This is a genomic window from Kitasatospora sp. NPDC051170 (assembly GCF_044455705.1).
Lineage (GTDB): Bacteria > Actinomycetota > Actinomycetes > Streptomycetales > Streptomycetaceae > Kitasatospora.
Window position 1 is genome coordinate 93,973 of sequence record NZ_JBITFA010000021.1, and the last position, 20,581, is coordinate 114,553.

Annotated in this window: 19 protein-coding genes; 7 read left to right on the plus strand and 12 right to left on the minus strand. The window is 74.0% G+C overall.

Features of this window, described 5'->3' with window-relative positions; genetic code table 11:
* The first annotated feature begins 57 nt into the window (after positions 1-57).
* Positions 58-993 carry a hydroxymethylbilane synthase gene (gene hemC, locus ACIBCA_RS33435; RefSeq protein WP_396286840.1) on the plus strand — a complete coding sequence of 312 codons (936 nt, stop codon included), beginning with the start codon at positions 58-60 and terminating at the stop codon, positions 991-993.
* Between the two features lie 90 nt (positions 994-1,083).
* On the plus strand, positions 1,084-1,578 hold the full coding sequence (locus tag ACIBCA_RS33440) for a hypothetical protein (protein WP_396286841.1): 495 nt from the start codon (positions 1,084-1,086) through the stop codon (positions 1,576-1,578).
* Positions 1,579-1,584: 6 nt separating this feature from the next.
* Here ACIBCA_RS33440 and ACIBCA_RS33445 read toward each other — a convergent pair whose 3' ends face one another.
* Positions 1,585-2,112 (minus strand): helix-turn-helix domain-containing protein, encoded by a 528-nt coding sequence (locus ACIBCA_RS33445; protein ID WP_396286842.1) that lies wholly within the window; start codon positions 2,110-2,112, stop codon positions 1,585-1,587.
* A 63-nt stretch (positions 2,113-2,175) separates the two neighbouring features.
* On the opposite strand from ACIBCA_RS33445, the gene def reads away from it, so the two are divergent.
* From def to ACIBCA_RS33460, 3 genes are all read left to right on the plus strand, one after another.
* Entirely contained in the window at positions 2,176-2,808 is a 633-nt protein-coding gene (def, locus tag ACIBCA_RS33450) for a peptide deformylase (RefSeq protein WP_396286843.1), read from the plus strand.
* Positions 2,805-3,446: a class I SAM-dependent methyltransferase gene (locus tag ACIBCA_RS33455; protein WP_396286844.1), complete on the plus strand. Its 642-nt coding sequence runs from the start codon at positions 2,805-2,807 to the stop codon at positions 3,444-3,446. The genes def and ACIBCA_RS33455 overlap by 4 nt, the downstream gene beginning before the upstream one ends.
* Positions 3,447-3,521: 75 nt before the next feature.
* Entirely contained in the window at positions 3,522-4,058 is a 537-nt protein-coding gene (locus ACIBCA_RS33460; protein WP_396286845.1) for a hypothetical protein, read from the plus strand.
* On the opposite strand, the gene ACIBCA_RS33465 is transcribed toward ACIBCA_RS33460, so the two are convergent.
* From ACIBCA_RS33465 to ACIBCA_RS33475, 3 genes are all read right to left on the minus strand, one after another.
* Positions 4,037-5,476, minus strand: a complete 1,440-nt coding sequence (locus tag ACIBCA_RS33465; protein WP_396286846.1) for an SDR family NAD(P)-dependent oxidoreductase — start codon at positions 5,474-5,476, stop codon at positions 4,037-4,039. The two genes, ACIBCA_RS33460 and ACIBCA_RS33465, sit on opposite strands and share 22 nt — an antisense overlap.
* 89 nt (positions 5,477-5,565) lie before the next feature.
* Entirely contained in the window at positions 5,566-7,092 is a 1,527-nt protein-coding gene (locus ACIBCA_RS33470; RefSeq protein WP_396286847.1) for a carbohydrate binding domain-containing protein, read from the minus strand.
* 218 nt (positions 7,093-7,310) lie between these two features.
* Complete coding sequence (locus ACIBCA_RS33475; protein ID WP_396286848.1) at positions 7,311-7,973, minus strand: choice-of-anchor C family protein; 663 nt, start codon at positions 7,971-7,973, stop codon at positions 7,311-7,313.
* 299 nt (positions 7,974-8,272) lie between these two features.
* Between ACIBCA_RS33475 and ACIBCA_RS33480 the strand changes: the two genes are divergently transcribed.
* Positions 8,273-8,911: a GDSL-type esterase/lipase family protein gene (locus tag ACIBCA_RS33480; RefSeq protein WP_396286849.1), complete on the plus strand. Its 639-nt coding sequence runs from the start codon at positions 8,273-8,275 to the stop codon at positions 8,909-8,911.
* 63 nt (positions 8,912-8,974) lie between these two features.
* Here ACIBCA_RS33480 and ACIBCA_RS33485 read toward each other — a convergent pair whose 3' ends face one another.
* The 4 genes from ACIBCA_RS33485 to ACIBCA_RS33500 all read right to left on the minus strand — a co-directional run bounded on the left by ACIBCA_RS33485 (position 8,975) and on the right by ACIBCA_RS33500 (position 13,395).
* Entirely contained in the window at positions 8,975-9,583 is a 609-nt protein-coding gene (locus tag ACIBCA_RS33485; RefSeq protein ID WP_396286850.1) for a GNAT family N-acetyltransferase, read from the minus strand.
* 100 nt (positions 9,584-9,683) lie between these two features.
* Positions 9,684-10,361, minus strand: a complete 678-nt coding sequence (locus tag ACIBCA_RS33490) for a nitroreductase family protein (protein WP_396286851.1) — start codon at positions 10,359-10,361, stop codon at positions 9,684-9,686.
* Between the two features lie 85 nt (positions 10,362-10,446).
* Positions 10,447-12,084 (minus strand): ABC-F family ATP-binding cassette domain-containing protein, encoded by a 1,638-nt coding sequence (locus ACIBCA_RS33495; protein ID WP_396286852.1) that lies wholly within the window; start codon positions 12,082-12,084, stop codon positions 10,447-10,449.
* A gap of 120 nt (positions 12,085-12,204) precedes the next feature.
* Positions 12,205-13,395 carry a hypothetical protein gene (locus tag ACIBCA_RS33500; protein WP_396286853.1) on the minus strand — a complete coding sequence of 397 codons (1,191 nt, stop codon included), beginning with the start codon at positions 13,393-13,395 and terminating at the stop codon, positions 12,205-12,207.
* A gap of 470 nt (positions 13,396-13,865) precedes the next feature.
* Between ACIBCA_RS33500 and ACIBCA_RS33505 the strand changes: the two genes are divergently transcribed.
* Entirely contained in the window at positions 13,866-15,473 is a 1,608-nt protein-coding gene (locus ACIBCA_RS33505; protein ID WP_396286854.1) for an ABC-F family ATP-binding cassette domain-containing protein, read from the plus strand.
* Between the two features lie 24 nt (positions 15,474-15,497).
* Here the strand turns inward: ACIBCA_RS33505 and ACIBCA_RS33510 are convergent, their stop codons facing one another.
* The 4 genes from ACIBCA_RS33510 to ACIBCA_RS33525 all read right to left on the minus strand — a co-directional run bounded on the left by ACIBCA_RS33510 (position 15,498) and on the right by ACIBCA_RS33525 (position 20,365).
* Positions 15,498-16,997 (minus strand): S41 family peptidase, encoded by a 1,500-nt coding sequence (locus tag ACIBCA_RS33510; protein WP_396286855.1) that lies wholly within the window; start codon positions 16,995-16,997, stop codon positions 15,498-15,500.
* A gap of 217 nt (positions 16,998-17,214) precedes the next feature.
* Entirely contained in the window at positions 17,215-17,898 is a 684-nt protein-coding gene (locus ACIBCA_RS33515) for a response regulator (protein WP_396286860.1), read from the minus strand.
* Between the two features lie 62 nt (positions 17,899-17,960).
* A complete protein-coding gene (locus tag ACIBCA_RS33520; protein ID WP_396286862.1) occupies positions 17,961-19,223 on the minus strand; it encodes a sensor histidine kinase in 1,263 nt (420 codons plus the stop codon).
* Between the two features lie 2 nt (positions 19,224-19,225).
* Complete coding sequence (locus ACIBCA_RS33525; RefSeq protein ID WP_396286856.1) at positions 19,226-20,365, minus strand: hypothetical protein; 1,140 nt, start codon at positions 20,363-20,365, stop codon at positions 19,226-19,228.
* Between the last annotated feature and the right edge of the window lie 216 nt (positions 20,366-20,581).

Here is a 20,581-nt window from a genome sequence, read left to right on the forward strand (position 1 = left end):
CTTCCGTACGGCTGACGCTCGATCAGCGCTTGATGTAGGGACGCCTATCATCACCCCATGGCCACCGCTGAGCTGATCCGGATCGTCTCCCGCTCCTCGCCCATGGCGCTCGCCCAGGTCGAGCGGGTCCGCGCCGAACTCGCCGACCTGCACCCGGGACTGCGTACCCAGGTCGTCCCCGTCACCACCTCGGGCGACCGCTGGATGGGTGATCTCGCCCGGCTCGGCGGCAAGGGCGCGTTCACCAAGGAGGTGGACGCCGCGCTGCTCGCCGGGGAGGCCGACGTCGCCGTGCACTGCCTCAAGGACGTGCCCGCCGACCGCCCCCTGCCCGCCGGCACCGTCTTCTCCGCCTACCTGCGCCGCGACGACATCCGCGACGCCCTGATCCACCCCGAGGGGCTCACCCTCGACCAGCTCCCCGCCGGCACCCGGATCGGCACCTCCTCCGTCCGCCGCATCGCCCAACTCGCCGCCTCCCACCCGCACCTGACCTGCGTGCCCATGCGCGGCAACGCCAACAGCCGCCTCGCCAAGCTCGCCGCGGGCGAGGCCGACGCCCTGCTGCTCGCCGTCTCCGGCCTCGAGCGCATCGGCGAGGAGGCCAGGATCACCGACGTCCTCGGCGTGGACGCGATGTGCCCGCCGATCGGCGCCGGCATCCTCGTCCTCCAGTGCCGCGAGGGCGACACCGCCACCATCGACGCCGTCACGGGCCTCGGCCACCACGACACCTGGCGCGAGGCGGCGGCCGAGCGGATGTTCCTCCACGTCCTTCAGGGCCACTGCAACAGCCCCATCGCCGGCTACGCGAAGGCCGAGGCGGACGGCCGCCTCTCCCTGCGCGGCCGCGTCTTCTCCCCGGACGGCAAGCGCGTCCTCGACGCCCACGAGTGGGCCGGCGCCCTCGACCCGGAGGACCTCGGCACCTCGGTGGCCCTCGCCCTCAAGCGGCAGGGCGCGCAGGAGCTGATCGCGAACATCCCGCACTGAGCCTCCCCGTTGCCCGGAATCCGCTGGTCGCAGAACCGCACGGGCGTTCGGGGCGTCCGTTGAAGCGTGATTTCAGGTGTGCTCGGCGGGATGCCGATGTTCTGGCCCGGGCTGCTGCTCTCGCTGGTGCCGGCGGCTCTGCTGAACCGGCCCGTCGGGCGGGTGCTGCGGGCGCACTGGGCGGTGGGGTTCGTGCTGCTGCTCGGGGTCGGCGGGGTGCTCACGGCGACGCTGTTGCCGGAGGCGTTCCAGTTGTCGGAGGGCGGGGTGCGGCACTGCGCGGTGGAGGGTGGCCGTCACCGCGGATTGCACGAGGTGCTGGCGGCGCCGCACCTCGGGATCAAGCTGGCGGCCTATGCCGCTGTCGGCCTGGCGGCCGCGCTGGCCGGCAGCCGCCGCCGGGCCCTGGTGGTGCTGGCCGGAGCGGCCGCCCTGCCGTTCGCGGTGGCCGCCGTGCGGTACGCGGTGCCCGTGATCGGGCGGCCCTGTGACGTGCAGGACGTCTGGGACGGTCTCCAGGGCGTGGCGCTGGGTGCCCTCGCGGGTCTCGCGGCCCGCCCGGCGCTCCGCGCCCGCACCGTGTAGCGGGCGTTACCGCTCCTCCGGGAGGAGGGGGAAGAGGCGGGTGACGGCGGCGACCGGGCGCGCCTCGGCGGGGCGGGCGGCGGGGTCGGTGTCCCGGGTGCGGTAGGGGGCGAGGAGGCGGCGGACGCCTTCGGCGACGGCGGTGAGTTCGGCGGGGGTGAGGTGGAGGACGGCGCTGAACGCCTCGTCCTGCTGCCACTCGGCGGGGGCCTCGGTGCGGTGGGCGAGCCAGCGCCGGTAGCTCTCGTCCTCCAGGCCGCGGGCGAGTGCGTCGAACTCGGCGGTCGGCGAGGGGAGTTGGCGGGGCTGCGGCAGGCGCCACGGGCGGGCACGGCCGTCCACCGGCGGGGCTTCCTCGATGAGTCCGTGCCGGGCCAACTGCCGCAGGTGGAAGGAGCAGAGGCCGGAGCTGTGGCCGAGGGCCGCGGCCGCCTCGGTGGAGGTGAGGGTGCCGCGCGCGGCGAGGAGTTCCAGCAGCGCGGTGCGCACGGCGTGCTCGGGGAGCGCGGCGGCGGAGGTCAGGTCTTCGGTCACTTTGCAAAGTCTGCTACTTTGCAAAGTCGATGACAAGCCGTCGTATTCCCAGGGGGACAGAAGATGACCGCCCGCCCGCCCGTGCTCCGCGTGACCGAGCACGGTGAGCCGATCCTGCACCGTCCCTGCCGCCCGGCGGGCGAACAGGACTTCGGCAGCCCCGAGTTGGCCCGCCTGATCGACTCGATGTTCGCCACCATGTACGTCGCCGACGGCGCCGGGCTCGCCGCCAACCAGGTGGACGTCGACCTGCGGCTGTTCGTCTACGACTGCCCCGACGACGACGGCGTCCGCCACACCGGCCACCTCCTCAACCCCGTCGTCGAGCCGCAGACCCCCGGCCGCCGCCTGATCGAGGAACCCGAGGGCTGCCTCTCCGTCCCCGGCGGCAGCGCCGTGCTCGCCCGCCCGGCCCGGGTGGTGGTACGCGGCCAGGACCTGGACGGCAACCCCGTCACCGTCGAGGGCACCGGCTACTTCGCCCGCTGCCTCCAGCACGAGGCCGACCACCTCGACGGCGGTCTCTACGTCGACCGCCTCGCCCGGCGCGAGCGCAAGGACGTGCTGCGCCAGGTCGAGGACCGCCGCGAAGAGGTCTTCGCCCAGCGCGCCGAGGCCACCGAGAAGCTGAACTGGCGTGGCCCGGTGCAGAGTTGCACCCCCGACTGCCCCTGCCGCCGCCTCGAAGCCTCGTGACCGCCCCACACCTGGCGGCCGTCCGCGACTCGTACGACACCGTGGCCGCCGACTACCTGCGCCTCGTCCCCGCGCCCGAGCAGATGGACGTCCTGTCGCGGGCGATGCTCGCCGCCTTCGCCGAGTGCGTCCGGGGCCAGGAGCGCCCGGTGGCCGATCTCGGGTGCGGCCCCGGGAGGGTGACGGCCTACCTGGCCCGCCTCGGCGTCCGGCACCCGTACGGCGTGGACGTCTCGGGCGGGATGATCGCGACGGCGCGCCGCCTGCACCCGGAACTGCGGTTCGTGCAGGGCGAGATGGGCGCCCTCGACCTGCCGGACGGCGCCCTCGGCGGCATCCTCGCCTGGTACTCCGTCCACCACACCCCGGCGGACGAACTGCCCGCCCTCTTCGCCGAGTTCCGCCGCGTCCTCGCCCCCGGCGGCCACCTGCTGCTCGGCGGGCACGTCGGCGAGGGGGTGCGCCGGCCCGCCGAGGCGTACGGCGGCAATCCGGTCTCGTACGCCTCCCACCTGGTCCCGGCCGGCCACCTGGCGGAGCTGCTCGCCGGGGCGGGGTTCACCGTCGCCGGCAGGATGGAGCAGCCCCGGCCCGGTCATCCCACGGGGGGATACGTCGCCCTCCTGGCGGAGGGCTGAGGTAGCACCGCCGGGGGAGGGGGTCCGGCCGTACGGGCGAGGCGCCGCCGTACGGCCGGGCGGGAGGCTGTCACCATGCTGAACATCCCGGTGGGCGACACCGAGCGCCCCGTTCCCGTGTGGGCCCTGCGCCTGGCCAAGGCCCTGCCGTTCGTCGTCCTGCCGCACTGTTTGTGGCGGCTGCCGTTCGCCTTCGGTTTCGAGATGGGCTTGGTCGACCAGGGCCACCCGCCGATGCCGTGGTGGGCGACCCCGTACGTGTTCGGGCTGAGCCTGGTCACGGAGGCGGTCGCCCTGCTCACCCTGGGGCTGGTCAGTGGGTGGGGCGAGGTGTTCCCGCGCTGGGTGCCGTTCCTGCGGGGCCGCCGGGTGCCACCGCTGGCGGCGGTGGTCCCGGCGGTGCTGGGCGGGCTGGTGCTGGTGGGGCTCTTCACCACGATGCCGCTGGCCTGGTTCGGCCTGTTCGACGAGGTCGGGTTCAGCAACGGCTGGTGGATGCTGCTGGCCCGGCTCTGCATCGGCCCGGCGGTGTTCTGGGGGCCGATCACCCTGGCCCTGGCCTTCGCGTACTACCACCGCAGGAGCGGTGGTTACCAGGCCGCCACCCGGTAGTCCTTGAGGAACACCCCGGACTGCGGCTCGCCCGCCTCGCCGCGCACGATCGGGTCGTAGACCCGGGCGGCCCCGTCGACGATGTCCAGCGGGGTGCGGAACCCCCGGTCGGCGATCCGGGTCCTGACGGGCGCCGGGTTCTCGTCGGTGATCCAGCCGGTGTCGACGGCGCACATGTGGACGCCCCGGCGGGCGAGGTCGGCGGCGCTGGTGCGGGTGAGCATGTTGAGCGCGGCCTTGGCCATGTTGGTGTGCGGGTGCCGGGGCGTCTTGTTGCGGACGGCGAAGCGGCCCTCCACCGCCGTCACGTTGACGATGTACCGGGCGGGGTGCGGGGAGGCGAGCAGCAGCGGCAGCAGGCGGTCGCAGAGCAGCGCCGGGGCCAGGGCGTTGACGAGCTGGACCTCCAGCACCTCGGACGGGTCGAGCGAACCGAGCGTGGCGGACCAGGAGTTGGAGGACGAGAGGTCGGGCAGCAGTCCGGCCTCGTCCGTGAGGAGGTCCAGCCCGGCCCCCGAGGGCAGCGGGGCCGCCCCGGTGAGCGGCCGGAACCCGGGGGCGTGCTCGATCGCCCGGCGCTCGGCGGCCGGCAGGGCGCCCTGCTCCCCGGCGGCGAGCAGGGCGTAGGACTCCGGCGGGCGCCGCAGTGTCTGGGCGGCGTTGTTGACCAGGATGTCCAACGGGCGGGCCTCGGCGCGCAGTTGCTCGGTCAGCCCGAGGACCTGGCGCGGGTCGCGCAGGTCGATGCCGACGACGGTGAGGCGGTCGAACCACTGCGCGCTGCCCTCGGCGGCGCGGAAGCGGCGGACGGTGTCCTGCGGGAAGCGGCTGGTGACGATCAGCTCGGCGCCGTCGCGCAGCATCATCAGGGCGAGCTGGAAGCCGATCTTCACCCGGCCGCCGGTGAGCAGGGCGCGCCGCCCGCGCAGGTCGGTGCTCAGGGCGCGGCGGGCGGTGTTGTCGGCGGCGCAGGCCGGGCAGAGCCGGTGGTAGAAGGCGTCGACCTGCTGGTACGCCTGCTTGCAGACATAGCAGCGCTGGGGTTTGAGCAGCACGCCCACCGGGCCTGCGGCGGGCGGGAGCGGGGCGTCCTCCCGGCGGCCGAGGGCGCCGGTGGAGGTGGCGGCGAGCAGGGCGGCGTCGGCCTCGCGGACGGCCTGCTTGGCCTCCTGGCGGCGGCGCTTGCGGCTCTCCATCACGAAGGAGCTGAGCTGACGCTCGGCGTGGATGCGGGTGCGGTCCTGGGAGGGGAGGGCGCGCAGCCGGCCGAGGGTGCGGCCGAACGCGGCGAGTTCCTCGGGGGTGAGGCCGCTCGCGTCGGCCGCGCCGTCGGTCGGCGCGATGGTGGTCGGCGCGATGGTGGCCAGCTGCTGGTGCTGCTGGTGTCGTTGCTGGTGATGGTCGTCCCGGACCGTCATGTCCGCCCCCTCGTGTGGTTCAGGTGAGGGGGACTGTAACCAACGGTCCGGGACGATGAGATGTCAATTTCCGCCCACGGGGGAGCGGGTCAGCCGGTGTACTGCGAGAAGATCTTGGCGAACTCGTAGGGCTGCTGCGGGATGTTGGTGCACTTGGCGAGCGAGCCGCCGGTGCAGGCGTTGGCGTCGCGGGTGGCGTCCCAGAAGGCCAGCAGGCCGAGGTGGTTCTGCTTGGCGAAGGTCACCAGCTGCTGGGCGGCGGCCTGGTTGTAGATCTGGTGGTCGTCGTTCTCGCCGAGCATCGGGGTGACGCCGACCATGGCCCACAGCTGGGCGTCGCTCCTGGCCGGGTAGAGCGCCTTGAGCTGGCCGAAGGTGGACTGCGCGGCCTGGACGGCGGCGTTGCCGTAGTCGCTGCCGGCGCGGTAGTAGTCCATGGCCATGATGTTCACCAGGTCGAGGTTCACCCCGGCGTCGCGGGCGGACTTGACGATCGCCACGCCCTCCGAGGTGAGGCCCTCGGGCAGGACGGGCAGGGTGAGCGAGACCTTGAGGCCGGGGTGGGCCTTCTGGAGCTTGGCGAGGGCGGCCGAGCGGCGGTCGTTGGAGACGGTGTCGGCGATGGCCGCGCCCTCGATGTCGTAGTCGACGTAGCGCAGGTTGTAGGTGCTGACCACGGCGTCGTACTCGGCGTACAGCGAGTCCACCGAGGTGCAGGCGGCGGCGAGTTCGGTGCCGGCGGCGCCGCCGAAGGAGAGCTTGACGTCGCCGCCGCCCGCGCGCAGCGCGTCGATCTGGTCCTTGGCCCAGCCGCTGCGCGGGTCGTAGGCGTTGAACCAGCTGGCCTTGCAGCCGACGCCGGTGACGAAGCCCATGCTGAAGCTCTTGGCGCCGCCGGCCCTGGCCATGTCGGGCATGGACGGGGTGGGCCAGGCGCCCATGTCGATGTACGGCGCGACGGGCAGCGCGGTGGTGGGCGGCGGGGTGGTGGGCGGCGGGGTGCTCGGGCCGCCGGTGGGGGCGGCCGTGGGCGTGCCGGTCGGGGTGACCGTCGGCGTGGCCGAAGGGGTGCCGCCGCCGGGGCCGGTGAGGGCGATGTCGTCGGCGAGGTAGGCGCCCTGCCCGTACCAGCCGTGCAGGTAGACGGTGACGCTGGTGGTGGACGGGCCGGTGGTGAAGCTGGTGGACAGCTGCTGCCAGGAGGCGCCGCCGGGCGTCCAGACGGCCGGGTCGGTGATGCCGCTGCCGGTGGCGCCGAGGTAGACGTACTGGCCCTGGACCCAGGCGCTGAGGCTGTACGTGGTGTTGGGCAGGACGCTGACGCTCTGCCCGCACTGCGCGGTGTCGCTCACGCTCGCGGCGCCCTTGAGGGCGTACGTTCCGCCGTGGGCACCGGAGTTGACGACACTCCCGGTTCCGCCGGAACAGCTCCAGGGGCCGAGCGCGCCGCTCTCGAGGCCGCCGTTGACGAGCAGGTTGGCGTCCGCGGCGCCGGCGTTCCCGGCGACGGTGGCCAGGCCGCCCGCGGCGAGGACGGTGGCGGCGGCCAGGCCGAGGAGCTTGGTGCGGGCGGCGGGGCGCCGGTGGGTGGGGGCGTGCTGGGGCGCGCTGGGCATGGGGGTGCCTCTCGGAAACGGTGGTGGCCGCCCGCGCCGCGCGGGGGGAAACGCGGGGCGGGCGGCAGCTCTGGGGCTGTACCGGTGGGGGAGCGCGGTGCTGTGCTGTGCATCAAACTGGACTAGACCAGCTGTGCACGTCAAGCGTCTCCCGACGGCCGGACCTTCACCGGAGGCAGGTTTTAGGCGACGTTAAGGCGCCGGGCGCCGACGGCCGGTCAGCTGCCGCAACAGGGCTTGCACTCCTTGACCTGCACGTCGTCGAGCACCGGTCCGTACGCTCCGCGCACAGTGCTGGCGAAGGTCAGGGTGGTGGTGGCGTTGCGGGCGACGAAGCTGAACTGGCGGCCCACGTAACCCATGGCGGCGAAGGTCTTGCCGGTGGTGTCGAAGGAGAAGTCCTGGAAGTCCTGGCCGTCGATCTCGGCCTTCCCGGTCTTGACGGCGGGCCCGCCGGCGGAGTTGCCAGCCAGGGCGTAGGTCACCGAGTAGGTGGCGCCGGGGACGGTGGCGAAGGTCTGCGCGACGGTGCCGCTGTCGGCGCCGTTGAGGTCGAGGGACTGGTCGCCCTCGGCGGCCTGCCAGAAGCCGGCGCCGATCAGGTCGACGCTGCCGGCGGTGACCTTCCACGGGCCGATGCTCTGACCGGCGTTGAACTCGGTGAAGCCGTTGGCCGGCGCCTTGGGCGTCTCGAAGCTGCCGTCGTCGAAGCGGCTGGCCGCGCGGTGCTGCCCGCCCGCGGCCTGCGCCGGGGCGGCCAGTGCGGCGGTGGCCAGCGTGGTGGCGCCGGCGAGCAGGACGGCGACGGCGGCGGTGCGGGTACGGGCGAGGCGGGCGTGGGCGGTGCGGGTACGGGCGGCGTTGGTGCGCGTGAACGACATGGGTGTTCCTCCCCGATGGGCCGGCGGGAGCGCCGGCGGACACGGCGGCCGGATCGGCCGCATGCAGAGCGTCGACCGCCCCGGGAACCCGTGCCAAGACCGGAAGGGCGGCGCCCGGTCGCGGGCGCGACCGATTTTCGCGCCCCCACGCGCCGGTTTGCGCGGCGGCGGCCCCGTGCGGCACGGGCTCCGTGCGCCGCGCTCGACCGCGGGTTCGACCGCGGGTTCGACCGGGGAGGGGCCGGGCCCGGTGGTGAATTCCTCGGCGAGCGCCCCGCATCGGCCCCTACGGTGGCCAGATGACCATACGAACGCACGCGGCTCCGTTCGACGGCCCGCGGATCAGTTTTCTCGGTGACTCCTTCGTACTCGGCCTCGGCGACCCGGAGTTCCGCGGCTGGGTCGGCCGGGCCGTCGCGGCCGCCGCGCCGCACGCCACCGCCTTCAACCTCGGGGTGCGCCGCGACACCTCGCAACAGGTGCGCAGGCGCTGCTGGATGGAGGTCGAGGCGCGCACCGTACTCGGTGCCGACAACCGGCTGGTGGTGTCGATCGGCGCCAACGACGCGATGACGGAGAACGGGGCGCCGCGCCTCGCCCACCACGACACCCTCGCCAACCTCACCGCGATGCTCGGCGGCGCCCGCGAACGCGGCGTCGCCGCCCTGGTGGTCGGCCCGCCGCCGGTGGTGGCCGGGGGAGCGGAGCACCTGGAGCGGGTGACGGCCCTGGCCCCCGCGATGGCCGGGATCTGCGAGGAGTTCGGCGTCCCGTTCGTGGACGTCACCGCCGCGCTCGCCGCCGACGCGGTGTGGACGGCCGAGGCGAGGGCCTCCGACGGAGCGCACCCGGGCTCCGGCGGCTACGCGCGCCTCGCGGAGCTGGTGGTGGAGGGCGGTTTCCGCGACTGGATCGCGCCGGTGGCCGTTGCGGTCTGACCGGCCGTCATGAGGGGATCCGCGAACTCCCCGCTGCCCGTGGGGAGTTCGCGGAAGCTTCGGTCAGCGTTCCATGACCCACACTAGTTGACGCCCGGTCTGCCCCGGCGTCTGGACGGCGGTGTCGGCCACCCGGTCGAGCCGGTAGCCGAGCTTGCGGGGGACGGCGGCGCTGGCCGCGTTGGCCTCGTCGCAGTGGATCTCCACCCGGGTGATCCCGGGCAGGGCCAGCGCGGCCTCGGTCAGCGCCCCGGCCGCGGCGGTGGCGATGCCGCGCCCGACGTGCCGCTCGCAGACCCAGTAGCCGATCTCCATCGCGCCGGGGCCGATCCGCCCGTGCAGCCCGGCCGCGCCGATCACGTGCCCGGGCTCCCCGGCCAGCCCGACCAGGTACATGAAGTCGGTGCCGGCTTCCCAGGCGGCGGTGCTCGCCCGCGTCAGCTCGACCGTGCGGGCCATGGACGGGGCCTCGGTGGCCCACGGCATCCACGGCCGCAGGTGGTCCAGGTTGGCGACGAGCGCCCGGTTCAGCGCCGGGGCGTGGCCGGGCCGGCGGCGGCACAGCCGCAGGCCGCCGGGCAGCCGCAGCAGTTCGGGCGGCCGCCCGGCGGTGACGGGCGGCGGGGCCACCGCCGGGCCCGCGTCGCAGGAGTGTGGCTGAGGGTGACTCATGACCCGGATTATGTCCTTGGCCGGGACCTGCCACCATCCGATTTCACCCGGGCACGCGGCGCGCACGGAAGCACGTCCCGGAGTGGGTCCGGAGCGAGCGTCAGAGGCGGACCATCACCTCGTCGAGCTCCTTGCGCCGCAGATCCGGCACCCGTGCCCCCTCGGCCGGGTACCCGACCGGGATCACGTACGCGGCGCGCTCCTCCGCCGGGCGCTCGCACACCTCGTTGAGGAAGCGCATCGGGCTCGGCGTGTGCGTCAGCGTCGCCAGCCCCGCCTGGTGCAGCGAGGCCAGCAGCAGCCCGACCGCGATGCCCACCGACTCCTTGGTGTAGTACGGGCGCGGCGTGCTCGGGCCCTTGTGCACCTCGAACACCACGATCACCGCCGGCGCGTCCTCCAGGAACGGCTTGTGCCAGTCGGTGCCGATCGGCGCCAGCGCCGCCAGCCACTCCTCCGAGGCCCGGTGCCCGTAGAACTCGCGCTCCTCGGCCTCGGCCGCCTCCCGCAGCAGCCGCTTGCGGCCGGGGTCGGTGATCACCACGAACCGCCAGGGCTGGACGTGCGCGCCGCTGGGCGCGGTGCTCGCGGTGCGCACGGCCCACTCGATCACCCCCTCGGGGATCGGGCGGGTGTCGTAGTCGCGGACGGTCCGGCGCTGCGCCATCACGTCGAAGAACGTCTTGCCGCGGGCCTCGGCCTCGTGGGCCGGCACCGTCATCGGGGTGAGCGGGACGGTCGGGTACGACGCGGCCGCCACCGCTGTGCTGTCAACCATGGCCGACAGCACAGCACATGACGACCGCGCCGGGAAGAGGTCGAGACCAAGAGGTTGAGACCAATCCGGGCCGACGGTGAAGGCCCTACAGCTCGTGCACCCGCCCGTCGCGGACCTCGATGCGGCGGTTCACCGAGACGGTGTCCAGCATCCGCCGGTCGTGGGTGACCAGCAGCAGGGTGCCGGTGTACGAGCCGAGCGCGGACTCCAGCTGCTCGATGGCGGGCAGGTCCAGGTGGTTGGTGGGCTCGTCCAGGACCAGCAGGTTCACCCCGCGGGCCTGGAGCAGCGCCAGCGCGGCCCGGGTGCGCTCGCCGGGGGAGAGGGTGTCGGCCGGGCGCAGCACGTGCACCGCCTTGAGGCCGAACTTGGCCAGCAGGGTGCGCACCTCCTCCGGGTTGAGGTCCGGCACGGCGGCGGCGAAGGCGTCGATCAGCTTCTCCTCGCCCAGGAAGAGGCCGCGCGCCTGGTCCACCTCGCCGACCACCACGCCCGAGCCCAGCACGGCGCTGCCGCCGTCGAGCTCGAGCCGGCCGAGCAGGGCGGCCAGCAGGGTCGACTTGCCCGCGCCGTTGGCGCCGGTGATGGCGACCCGGTCCGCCCAGTCGATCTGCAGGTCCACCGGGCCGAAGGAGAAGTCGCCGCGCCGGGCGAGCGCCCCGCGCAGGGTGGCGACCACCGCGCCGGAGCGGGGCGCGGTGGCGATCTCCATCTTCAGCTCCCACTCCTTGCGGGGCTCCTCGACCACGTCCAGGCGCTCGATCATCCGCTGGGTCTGCCGGGCCTTGGAGGCCTGCTTCTCGGTGGACTCGGTGCGCTTGGCCTTGGCGTTCTTGTCGTTGTCGCCGCTCTTGCGGCGGGCGTTGCGGACGCCGTGCTCCATCCAGTTGCGCTGCATCTGGGCCCGGGCCTCCAGCCCGGCCTTGGTGTCCGCGAAGTCCTCGTACGCCTCGCGGGCGTGCCGGCGGGCGACGGCGCGCTCCTCCAGGTACGCCTCGTAGCCGCCGCCGTACAGGTTGACCTGCTGCTGGTGCAGGTCCAGCTCCAGCACCTTGGTGACGGTGCGGGCCAGGAACTCGCGGTCGTGGCTGATCAGCACGGTGCCGGCGCGCAGGCCCTTGACGAAGGACTCCAGGCGCTCCAGGCCGTCCAGGTCGAGGTCGTTGGTGGGCTCGTCGAGCAGGAACACGTCGTAGCGGGAGAGCAGCAGCGAGGCCAGGCCCGCGCGGGCGGCCTGGCCGCCGGACAGGGCCGTCATCGGCAGGTCGAGGGAGACCTTGAGGCCGAGGGAGTCGGCGACCTCCTCGGCGCGCTCCTCCAGGTCGGCGCCGCCGAGGTCGAGCCAGCGGTCCAGACTCGCCGCGTACGCGTCGTCGGCGCCGGGGCGGCCCTCGACCAGGCCCTCGGTGGCCTCGTCCAGCTCGGCCTGGGCGGCGGCCACGCCGGTACGGCGGGCCAGGAAGGCGCGCACCGACTCGCCCTCGCGGCGCTCGGGCTCCTGCGGCAGGTGGCCGATGTTGGCACCGGCCGGGCTGAGCCGCAGCGATCCGGCCTCGGGGGTGTCCAGGCCGGCGAGCAGCCGCAGCAGGGTGGACTTGCCGGCGCCGTTCACCCCGACCAGGCCGATCACGTCGCCGGGGGCGATCACCAGGTCCAGGCCGGCGAAGAGGGTGCGTTCGCCGTGGCCGGCGCTGAGGTCCTTGACTACGAGTGTGGCGCTCATGATGGGGCCGATTGTAGGAGGACCGGGGCCGGGGACGGAAAAGCGCGGGGGCCGCGGCTCTCGCGGCCGCGGCCCCCGGGCCGGTCGTTCAGTGGGTCACTCGGCGGTTCGCCCGACGGGTCACTTCGACTTCTTCGAGAAGTAGTCGAACATGTGCGCCGCGACGTCCTCCAGGTACGGGCCCGCCTCGTAGGTGTTGGCGTTGTTGCCGATGGAGGTGTCGCTGACCAGGGCCGGCTTGCCGTCCTTGGCCGCGTACCAGCCGCCGCCGCTGCTGCCGCCGGTCATGGTGCAGCCGATCACCAGCATCGGCGGGCGGGTCGTGTCGCCGGTCTTCCGCGCCGGCTTGCCGCCGTCGCAGTGCTCCAGCTCGACGCCGTCGAAGGGCTTGCCGGCCGGGTAGCCGTAGCTGGTGATCGAGACCTGGTCACGCGGGGCGTTGAACCAGATCGGCACCGAGCCGCCGACCGTCTCCTCCAGCGACTTGCCGCCACCGGCCGGGTTGGCCACCTTGATGATGCCGAAGTCGTACTGGCTCCACGGGCCGCCCTTCTCCGGGTCGGCCTCGCCCGCCCACTGCGGGGAGACCATGCCGGCGGTGGCGCCCCACTCGCCGTACGGCTCGGCCGCGGCCTCGTCGCCCTGCTTGCCGCCGCTCAGGGAACCGTTGCTGTTGTAGGCCGGGGCGAAGGTGATGTTGGTGTAGTACTTGTTGCCCTTGCCGCCGTGCAGGCAGTGGCTGGCGGTCCACACCAGGTTGCTCTTGCCGGGGTTGGCCGGGTCGGAGACGACGGTGCCGGAGCAGACGTAGTCCTCGTTGCCGTCCTTGAAGAAGATCTTGCCGTTGACGTGCAGGTTCTTCGCGTACGGGTGTGCCGCGGGCTTCGCCGGGACGGCTGCGGGCGGCTGGTCCGAGCCGCCGCCACCAGCCGGGGGCTGCGTGGCGGTGGGCTGGGCCGGGGCGGAGGTCGGCTGCGCGGGCGCCTGCGTCGGGTCCGGGGCCGGCTGGGGCAGCGGCTTGGGCTTGGCGGCCAGCAGCTTCTGCAGGGTCCAGTAGCCCTTGACCGCCGGGGTGACGACGTTCGCCTGGGCCCACTTGTCCCAGTCGTCGAACTTCCAGGTCTTCAGCTCTTCGACGGTCGGCAGCTTGAACGGCGGCGCGCCCGCCTTGGTGCCCGCGACGTTCGGCGCGGTCGTCTGCGCGATCGCCGGGTCGGAGTTGTCCGGGCCGCAGGCGGTGGCGGCCAGGACCGTCAGCGCGGCCACGGAGGCGCCGAGGACGGCGCGGCTCGACCGGGTTATCGGTGACATGAGTTCAAATCCCCCTGTTGACTACCGCCATACGGCCCGTTCCGCGGGTGCGGCTGGCGGCCGCAGGCGTATGGCAGGTCAGGAGTCTGCCATGCGGCCGCCCGGGTGATCGCCGCGGGCCCGGACTGGTACGCGGCTGTCACCGGATCGGCACGGGATCGGCACCGGGTCACCGTCGGCTCTGCCGGCGGTAAATCGGTTGCGATCGCCTCCCGGGGCGCCTAGCGTTCTCGATGTCATCCGCCAGACAAGGAGAAGGCCGTTGCTCTACTGAGGTCCCGAGACACCGCCCCGCCGCGCAGGCCGTTCCCGCCGCGTGGTGCGCGAGGTGTGCGACCTCAGTCCCGGCCCCCGGCGCGCGTCCTGTTCTGACGCGCCCCCGCCTCGCTGCGCAGGCCGTACGGTCCCACACCCGCGGTGTCTCCCGTGTTGCTCACCTCACCCCTCAGCAACCACTCCGGGAGGCCACCATGGCACAACCCACCACCGCCGTCCTCTGCACCGACCTCGCGTTCGAATGGCCGGACGGCAAGCCCGTCCTCGACGGCTTCAACCTCGCGGTCGGCCCGGGCCGCACCGGCCTGATCGGGCTCAACGGCGCCGGGAAGTCCACCCTGCTGCGGCTGGTCGCCGGAGACCTCACCCCGAGCCGCGGAGCGATCCGCGTCGCGGGTGAACTCGGCTACCTGCCCCAGGGGTTGACGCTCGACACCACCCTCAGGGTCGACGAGGCGCTCGGAGTCCGGGCCGCCCGCGAAGCCCTGCACGCCATCGAGTCCGGGGACACCGACCAGCGCCACTTCGACGCCGTCGGCGACGACTGGGACGTCGAGGAGCGCGCCCGCGCCACCCTCGACAAGCTCGGCCTGCGCCGCCTCGGGCTCGACCGCACCACCGGCGAACTCTCCGGCGGCGAGGCCGTGTTGCTGCGCCTGGCCGCCCTGCTGCTGCGTCGCCCCGACGTGCTGCTCCTGGACGAGCCCACCAACAACCTCGACCGGGCCGCCCGTGAGCGGCTCTACGAGACGGTGGCCGGCTGGCACGGCGTCCTGCTGGTCGTCAGCCACGACCGCGAGCTGCTGGAGCACGTCGACCAGATCGCCGATCTCAGGGATGGCGAAGTCACCTGGTACGGCGGCAACTTCAGCGACTACGAGCACACCGTCGCCGCCCAGCAGGAGACGGCCGAGCGGCAGCTGCGCAACGCCGAGGCCGACGTCCAGCGCCAGAAACGGGACTTGGTCGACGCCCGCACCCGGCTGGAGCGCAGCGCGAGCTACGGCAAGAAGCGCTCCGTCACCCGCAACGACCCGCACATCTTCGCCGGGATGCTCAAGCGCAAGGGCCAGGAGACGGCCGGCCGCCTCCAGGGCATGCACACCGAGCGCCTGGAGGAGGCCAAGCAGCGCCTGGCCTCCGCCGAGGAGGCGGTGCGCGACGACGCGGAGATCCGCATCGACCTGCCGCGCACCGCCGTCCCGGCCGGGCGCACCGTGCTCACCCTGCAGAAGGTGCGGCTGTCCAACGGCGCCACCGCCGAGCTCGACCTGCGCGGGCCCGAGCGGATCGCCCTGGTCGGCGGCAACGGCTCGGGCAAGACCACCCTGCTGCGCACGATCGCGGGCGAGCTCGCGCCCGTCGACGGGATGGTCACCACCCAGGTGCCGCTCAGGTACCTGCCGCAGCGGCTCGACCTGCTGGACGAGAAGCTGAGCGTCGCCGAGAACGTCAAGCTGTTCGCCCCCGCCGCCGGGGACAACGCGATCCGCGCCCGGCTCGCCCGCTTCCTGTTCCGCGGGGCGCGGGCCGACCAGCCGGCCGGCACGCTCTCCGGGGGCGAGCGCTTCCGGGCCACCCTGGCGGCGCTGCTGCTGGCCGACCCGCCGCCGCAGCTGCTGCTGCTCGACGAGCCGACCAACAACCTCGACCTCGCCAGCGTCCGCCAGCTCACCCAGGCGCTGGCCTCCTACCAGGGCGCGCTGGTCGTGGCCAGCCACGACGTGCCGTTCCTGCGGGGCCTGGGCCTGACGCGCTGGCTGGAGATGGACGGCGAGCTGAGGGCGGTGGAGCCGATGTAGCGGGCCCTACCGCCTGTTCCCGGCTTACCGGGCGTCGTGGGCGTCGCGGGCGTTCCGGGCGCCCCGGGCTTCCTCGGTTTCCGAGGCGAGGACGCCGCGGGCCGTGCTCAGGGCGGAGTCCTTGAGCGCGGCCAGCTCCTCGGCGCTGTACACCGGCGTCGGGACGTCCGGTGCGATGCCCGGGCCGTCGAAGGTGGAGCCGTCCCGGGTGAGGTACTTCTCGTTGGGCAGGACGACGGCGAAGTCCGGCGAGAGGTTCTTGATCAGGATGTCGGAGTAGACGCCCTGGGTGTTCTCGCCGATCCGGGTCACGTGCGGGGAGCGGCCCATCAGTGCCTGGGTGAAGGTCTCGGCCGCGCTGGCGGAGATCGAGGAGGTGAGGACCGTCACCGGCCCGGTGAAGTGCTCGCCGGCCGAGGGCTGCACGGCGACGGGCACGGGCCGGGTGAACTTCGCCGGGTCGGCCGGGTCGTTGCGCGCCACCTTGCGGTAGGCGAGGTACGGGCAGTCGGTGAGCCGGGAGGCGATCTGCAGCCCGAGCGCGTCCGAGCCGCCGCCGTTGAGCCGGACGTCGATCACCAGGCCCGTGATCTCCTCCGGGTCGGCGAGCACGGCGTCGAGCGCGAGGTCCAGCTGGGCGGCCCGGCCGGCGTAGTCGCCGTCGGTGTAGCCGTCGAAGGCGCTCACCCGCAGGTAGCGGACGCCGTCGGGGAGCCGGCCGACCCCGAGCCTGCCGTCGCCGAAGGTCTGCTCGGGGCCGGTGAGCTGGGCGGCGACGGCCTGCCCGGCCCGGTCGACGAGCTCCTTGGTACGGCGGGTCGTGCCGGGTCGTCGGCCGCCGAAGACGCCCTTCGGCTCCCCGTCGACGTACCGCGCGAGCCCCGTGTGCGCGTCGCCCAGCGGCCGGATCGTGTCGATGAGGATCTCCTGCAGCTTCTCGCTGGTCGTCGCCGGGGTGATCTTCGCGCGCTGCTCGTCCCGGACGGTGTGCCAGTCGATGCCCTTGGCGGCGAAGAAGGGGTAGTTCTCCTCGAAGTCCTCCCAGAACCGGTCGAAGACCGAGAGCGGGTCGTTGGGCGCCGGCACGGTGCACAGCGGCGGCAGCGCGGGCAGCCGGTTCAGCGTCTTGGCGCCGACCCCGCCCTCCTCGTGGTCGATCAGCCGGTCACGGCCCCTCGGGGTGAGGGTCAGCGCGTTGTTGCCGATGGTGAAGCGGGTGGCGCCGTCCGGCCCCGGGGCGCCCGCCCGGGTGGCGGTGATCCAGCCCGGCACGCAGCTGTGCGTCGTCACGTCGTAGGTGGTCAGCCTGTCGCCGGCGATCACGACGACCATGCCGTAGCCGTCCATCCGCCAGACCCCGTCCAGGGTGCCCCGGCCCTGTTCCTGCGCCTGTCCCTGTTCCTGCGCCTGACCCTGCGCCTGTCCCTGCGCGGGCGCGGCCACCCCCGGTGGCGCCGCCGCGAGTGTGGAGGCCAGTGCCACCGCCGTGGCCGCCGCCACCGCGCCCCATCCGATCCTTGCCATGTCGCCGGACTCCCGTCCCCGTCCCGGCCTCCCCCGCGGAACCCCTCCGCCGCCGTGGAACCGACGCTACGGTCGGCCCCGCGGCCCGGGCCTCCTCCGATGTGCGGTGGTGACCCCCGACTTTCAGCCCAGCGTTTTTGCGCCGGGAGAGGGATCGACAGCAAACGGTTTTGACGGCGGGTGGAAGCCCGGGACGGGCACGGCGGGGCCTCAGGACTCACCCCGGCAGGACGAACCCCGACTCGTACGCCGTGATCACCGCCTGGGTGCGGTCCCGCGCGCCCAGTTTGGCGAGCACGCTGCCGACATGGGTCTTCACCGTCTCCTGGCTGACCACCAGCTCCCGGGCGATCTCGCCGTTGTTGAGCCCGGTCGCCATCAGCCGCAGCACCTGCTGCTCCCGCTCGGTCAGCCGCCGGACCGGCCCCCGGTCCGGGGCCTCGGCCGTCCGCCGTCCGGCCGCCGCGCCGTGCCGCAGCGCGAGGTCCCGTACGGCGGCGGGGAACAGCAGCGAGTCCCCGCGCGCGACCAGCCGCACCGCCTGGACCATCTCCTCCGCGCGGGCCCGCTTGAGCAGGAACCCGGAGGCGCCGGCGCGCAGCGCGTCGTACACGTGGTCGTCGTGCTCGAAGGTGGTGACGACCAGGATGCGCGGCGGCCGGTCCATGCCGCCGATGAGCTGTTCGGTGGCGCGGATGCCGTCGATGCCGGGCATCCGGACGTCCATCAGGACGACGTCGGGCCGCAGTTGGCGCACCAGCGGCACGACCTCGGCGCCGTCGGAGGCCTCGCCGACCACGGTGAGGTCCGGTTCGGCGTCGATCACCACCCGCAGGCCCATCCGGACCAGCCGTTCGTCGTCCGCGATGACGACGCGGATCGCCTCGTCCCGCCCGTCCATGCCGTTCGCCTCGCTCCTGCCGTTCGGCTCGGTCATCTGGTTCTCGGTCATGCGGTTCTCGGTCATGCTGTCCCTCCCACCGGCAGCCAGACGGCCAGCCGCCACGTCGTTCCGTCCTCGCCGGGCCCCGCCGTGCTGCCGCCGCGCAGGGCCGTCGCGCGTTCCCCGATCCCGCGCAGTCCCCGTCCGCCGCCGGGTCGGCTGGGGCGGGAGGGGCCCAGCGGGTTGGTCAGTTCGATCTCGAGCCGTTCCCCGGTGAGGGCCACGCGCAGCCCGGCGGGCGCGGGCCCGGCGTGCCGCAGCACGTTGGTGAGCCCCTCCTGCACGATCCGGTACGCCTCGCGCGAGACCTCGGTGGGCAGGGCGGCCAGGCCCGGGGCGAGGTCGGCGTTCACCGTCACGCCGGTGCGGGCGAGTTGGCGCAGCAGGTCGTCCAGCCCGGCGAGGGTCGGCCCGGCCGGGCCGGTGCCTTCGGGGCCGTCCTCGCGCAACAGGCCGAGCACGGTGTCGAGTTCGGCGACGGCGGCCCGCGCGGTCTCCTCGATGGCCTGGAGCGCCTCGGCGGCGAAGTCGGGGTCGGTGCGCAGGACGCGGGCGGCGGCCGACGCCTGGATGCCGACGGCGCTGAGCGCGTGCCCGACCGAGTCGTGCAGTTCGCGGGCCAGCCGGTTGCGCTGGGCGAGCACGGTGGCCCGGCGCTCGGCGGCGGCGACCCGTTCCTCCGGGGTCGGGCCGAGCAGGGCGGGCGCGGACCGGGCCAGGACGGCGCCGCAGCCGGCGTTGACACCGACGATCAGGAGCAGCAGGAGCAGGCCGAGCACCGGGCCGACGGGCAGCCAGCCGGGGAGGCGGTCCTCCCAGTACCGGCCGAGTTCGGAGGTCCCGCCGAGTTCGAGCAGCAGTGCCACCGCGAACGGGAGCCCGCCGAGCGTCATGCCGGAGACGATGCCGCCGAGGAAGACGTGCAGCACGAACCAGAGCGCGGTGCGCCGGCGGGCCGCCCAGGAGCGGGAGGGCCCGGTGGCCAGGTCCTCGGGCCGGGCCACCGTGCACAGGGCCCGCGCGGCCGAGCCCTCCAGGCCCCGGACCACGGGCACCAGCGCGGTGACGGCGGCCATCGGCAGCGAGGTGAGCAGGGAGGCGAGCAGCAGGAGCAGCTTCTGCTCGGGCGGGCGGTCCGGCCTGAGCACCCCGAGGAAGGTGACGGAGAGCAGCCAGTACGGCATCAGCAGCGCGCCGCCGAGCACCAGGTGCACCCACCGCAGCCGGGCCCTGCGCCCGGCCAACGCCCCCGCCACGCGCCGAATCCGGCCGTCCGCCCCCATGATCACCCGGCCGACTCTACGGCCTCTTCGGCGGGGGCGTGCGCCGGTTCACACCCTTGCCCGAAGGCGCCGCCCTGCCCGACCGCACGCCGCTGCCCGACCGCACGCTCCGGCCCGATCGCACGCCCTTGCCCGACCGCACGCTCCGGCCCGATCGCACGCCCTTGCCCGATCGCACGCCCTCGCTCGGACGCACCCCTCTCGGTCAGCGCCACCGCCCCCGCCGCCAGGATCAGCAGCCCGGTGGCCACCTGTGCGCACTCCACCAGCGGCAGCAGCCCGGGGGTGGCGTGGCGCAGGTCCTGGACGGTGGTCCCGGTGGTGCCGAACATGATCAGCTGCCAGGCGCCCCAGCCGAGCAGCGCCCCGGCGCCGGTCCAGGCGGCGAGCGTCGGCCGGAGCAGCCGGCCGTGCGGGCGCAGGCGGAAGACGATCGCCAGCAGGGCCGGGGGAGCGGCCAGTGCCATCAGGGCCATCACGGCGGACATCGTCTGCGGGCCCCGGGAGCCGTAGTCGGAGAAGGAGTCCGGCAGCCCGGCCTTGCCGCCCGCCGCCCAGTAGGCGTGGGCGGTGGCGACGGCCAGGGCGAGCGGCACGGCCGCGCAGGCGAGGCTGCGCTGCACGGCGAGGGTGGGGGAGCCGGGCAGGTCGCCGACGCGGTCGCGCAGCAGCCAGGCCCACCGCCGCCGGGCGTACAGCAGGAAGGCGGTGATCAGCGCGAGGCCCTGGACGCTGAAGCCGCCGTACACCAGGGGGACGACCCAGGCGCTGAACCCGGCCACGCCCGGAGTCCGCTCGGGGGTGTGCTCCGGACCGAGCAGCAGGTCGGCGAGGAGGGAGAAGGGCACGGCGACCAGGATCGCCCCGAGCAGCCCGGTCGCCACCCACATCGGGAACGCCACCAGCCCGGCCGGCACCCGCCGCCCCCAGGGCCGGACGAAGGAGAGGGCCAGGGCGAAGGCGACGGCGTCCATCCCGAAGCTGAGCACGTTCGGGACGAAGAGCTTGTCCAGAGCCTCGGAGTCGTCGACGCCCACCGCGATCCCGAGCAGCCACAGCGTCTTGAGCGTCAGGTAGGGCAGGGTGGCCGCGACTGCGGTCCAGGCCGCCCCGGCCCGTACGGCGCGTTCGTCGATCCTCATACCCGCATGCTGGCGCGCGGGCCCGGCCCGGGGCCTCGCCCCGGGGTGCCGGGTGCCTCCCCCGGGCGGGGGATCCGGGGGAGGGGACCTACGCCTGGCGGCGGATCGTGCCTGACGCGGCACTAGAGATCGTCTTCAAAGATCAGATCCAGAGCAGGATCGAGGCGATGGTGACGGCGGCCTGGTAGGACTCGCGGGTCTTGTCATAGCGGGTGG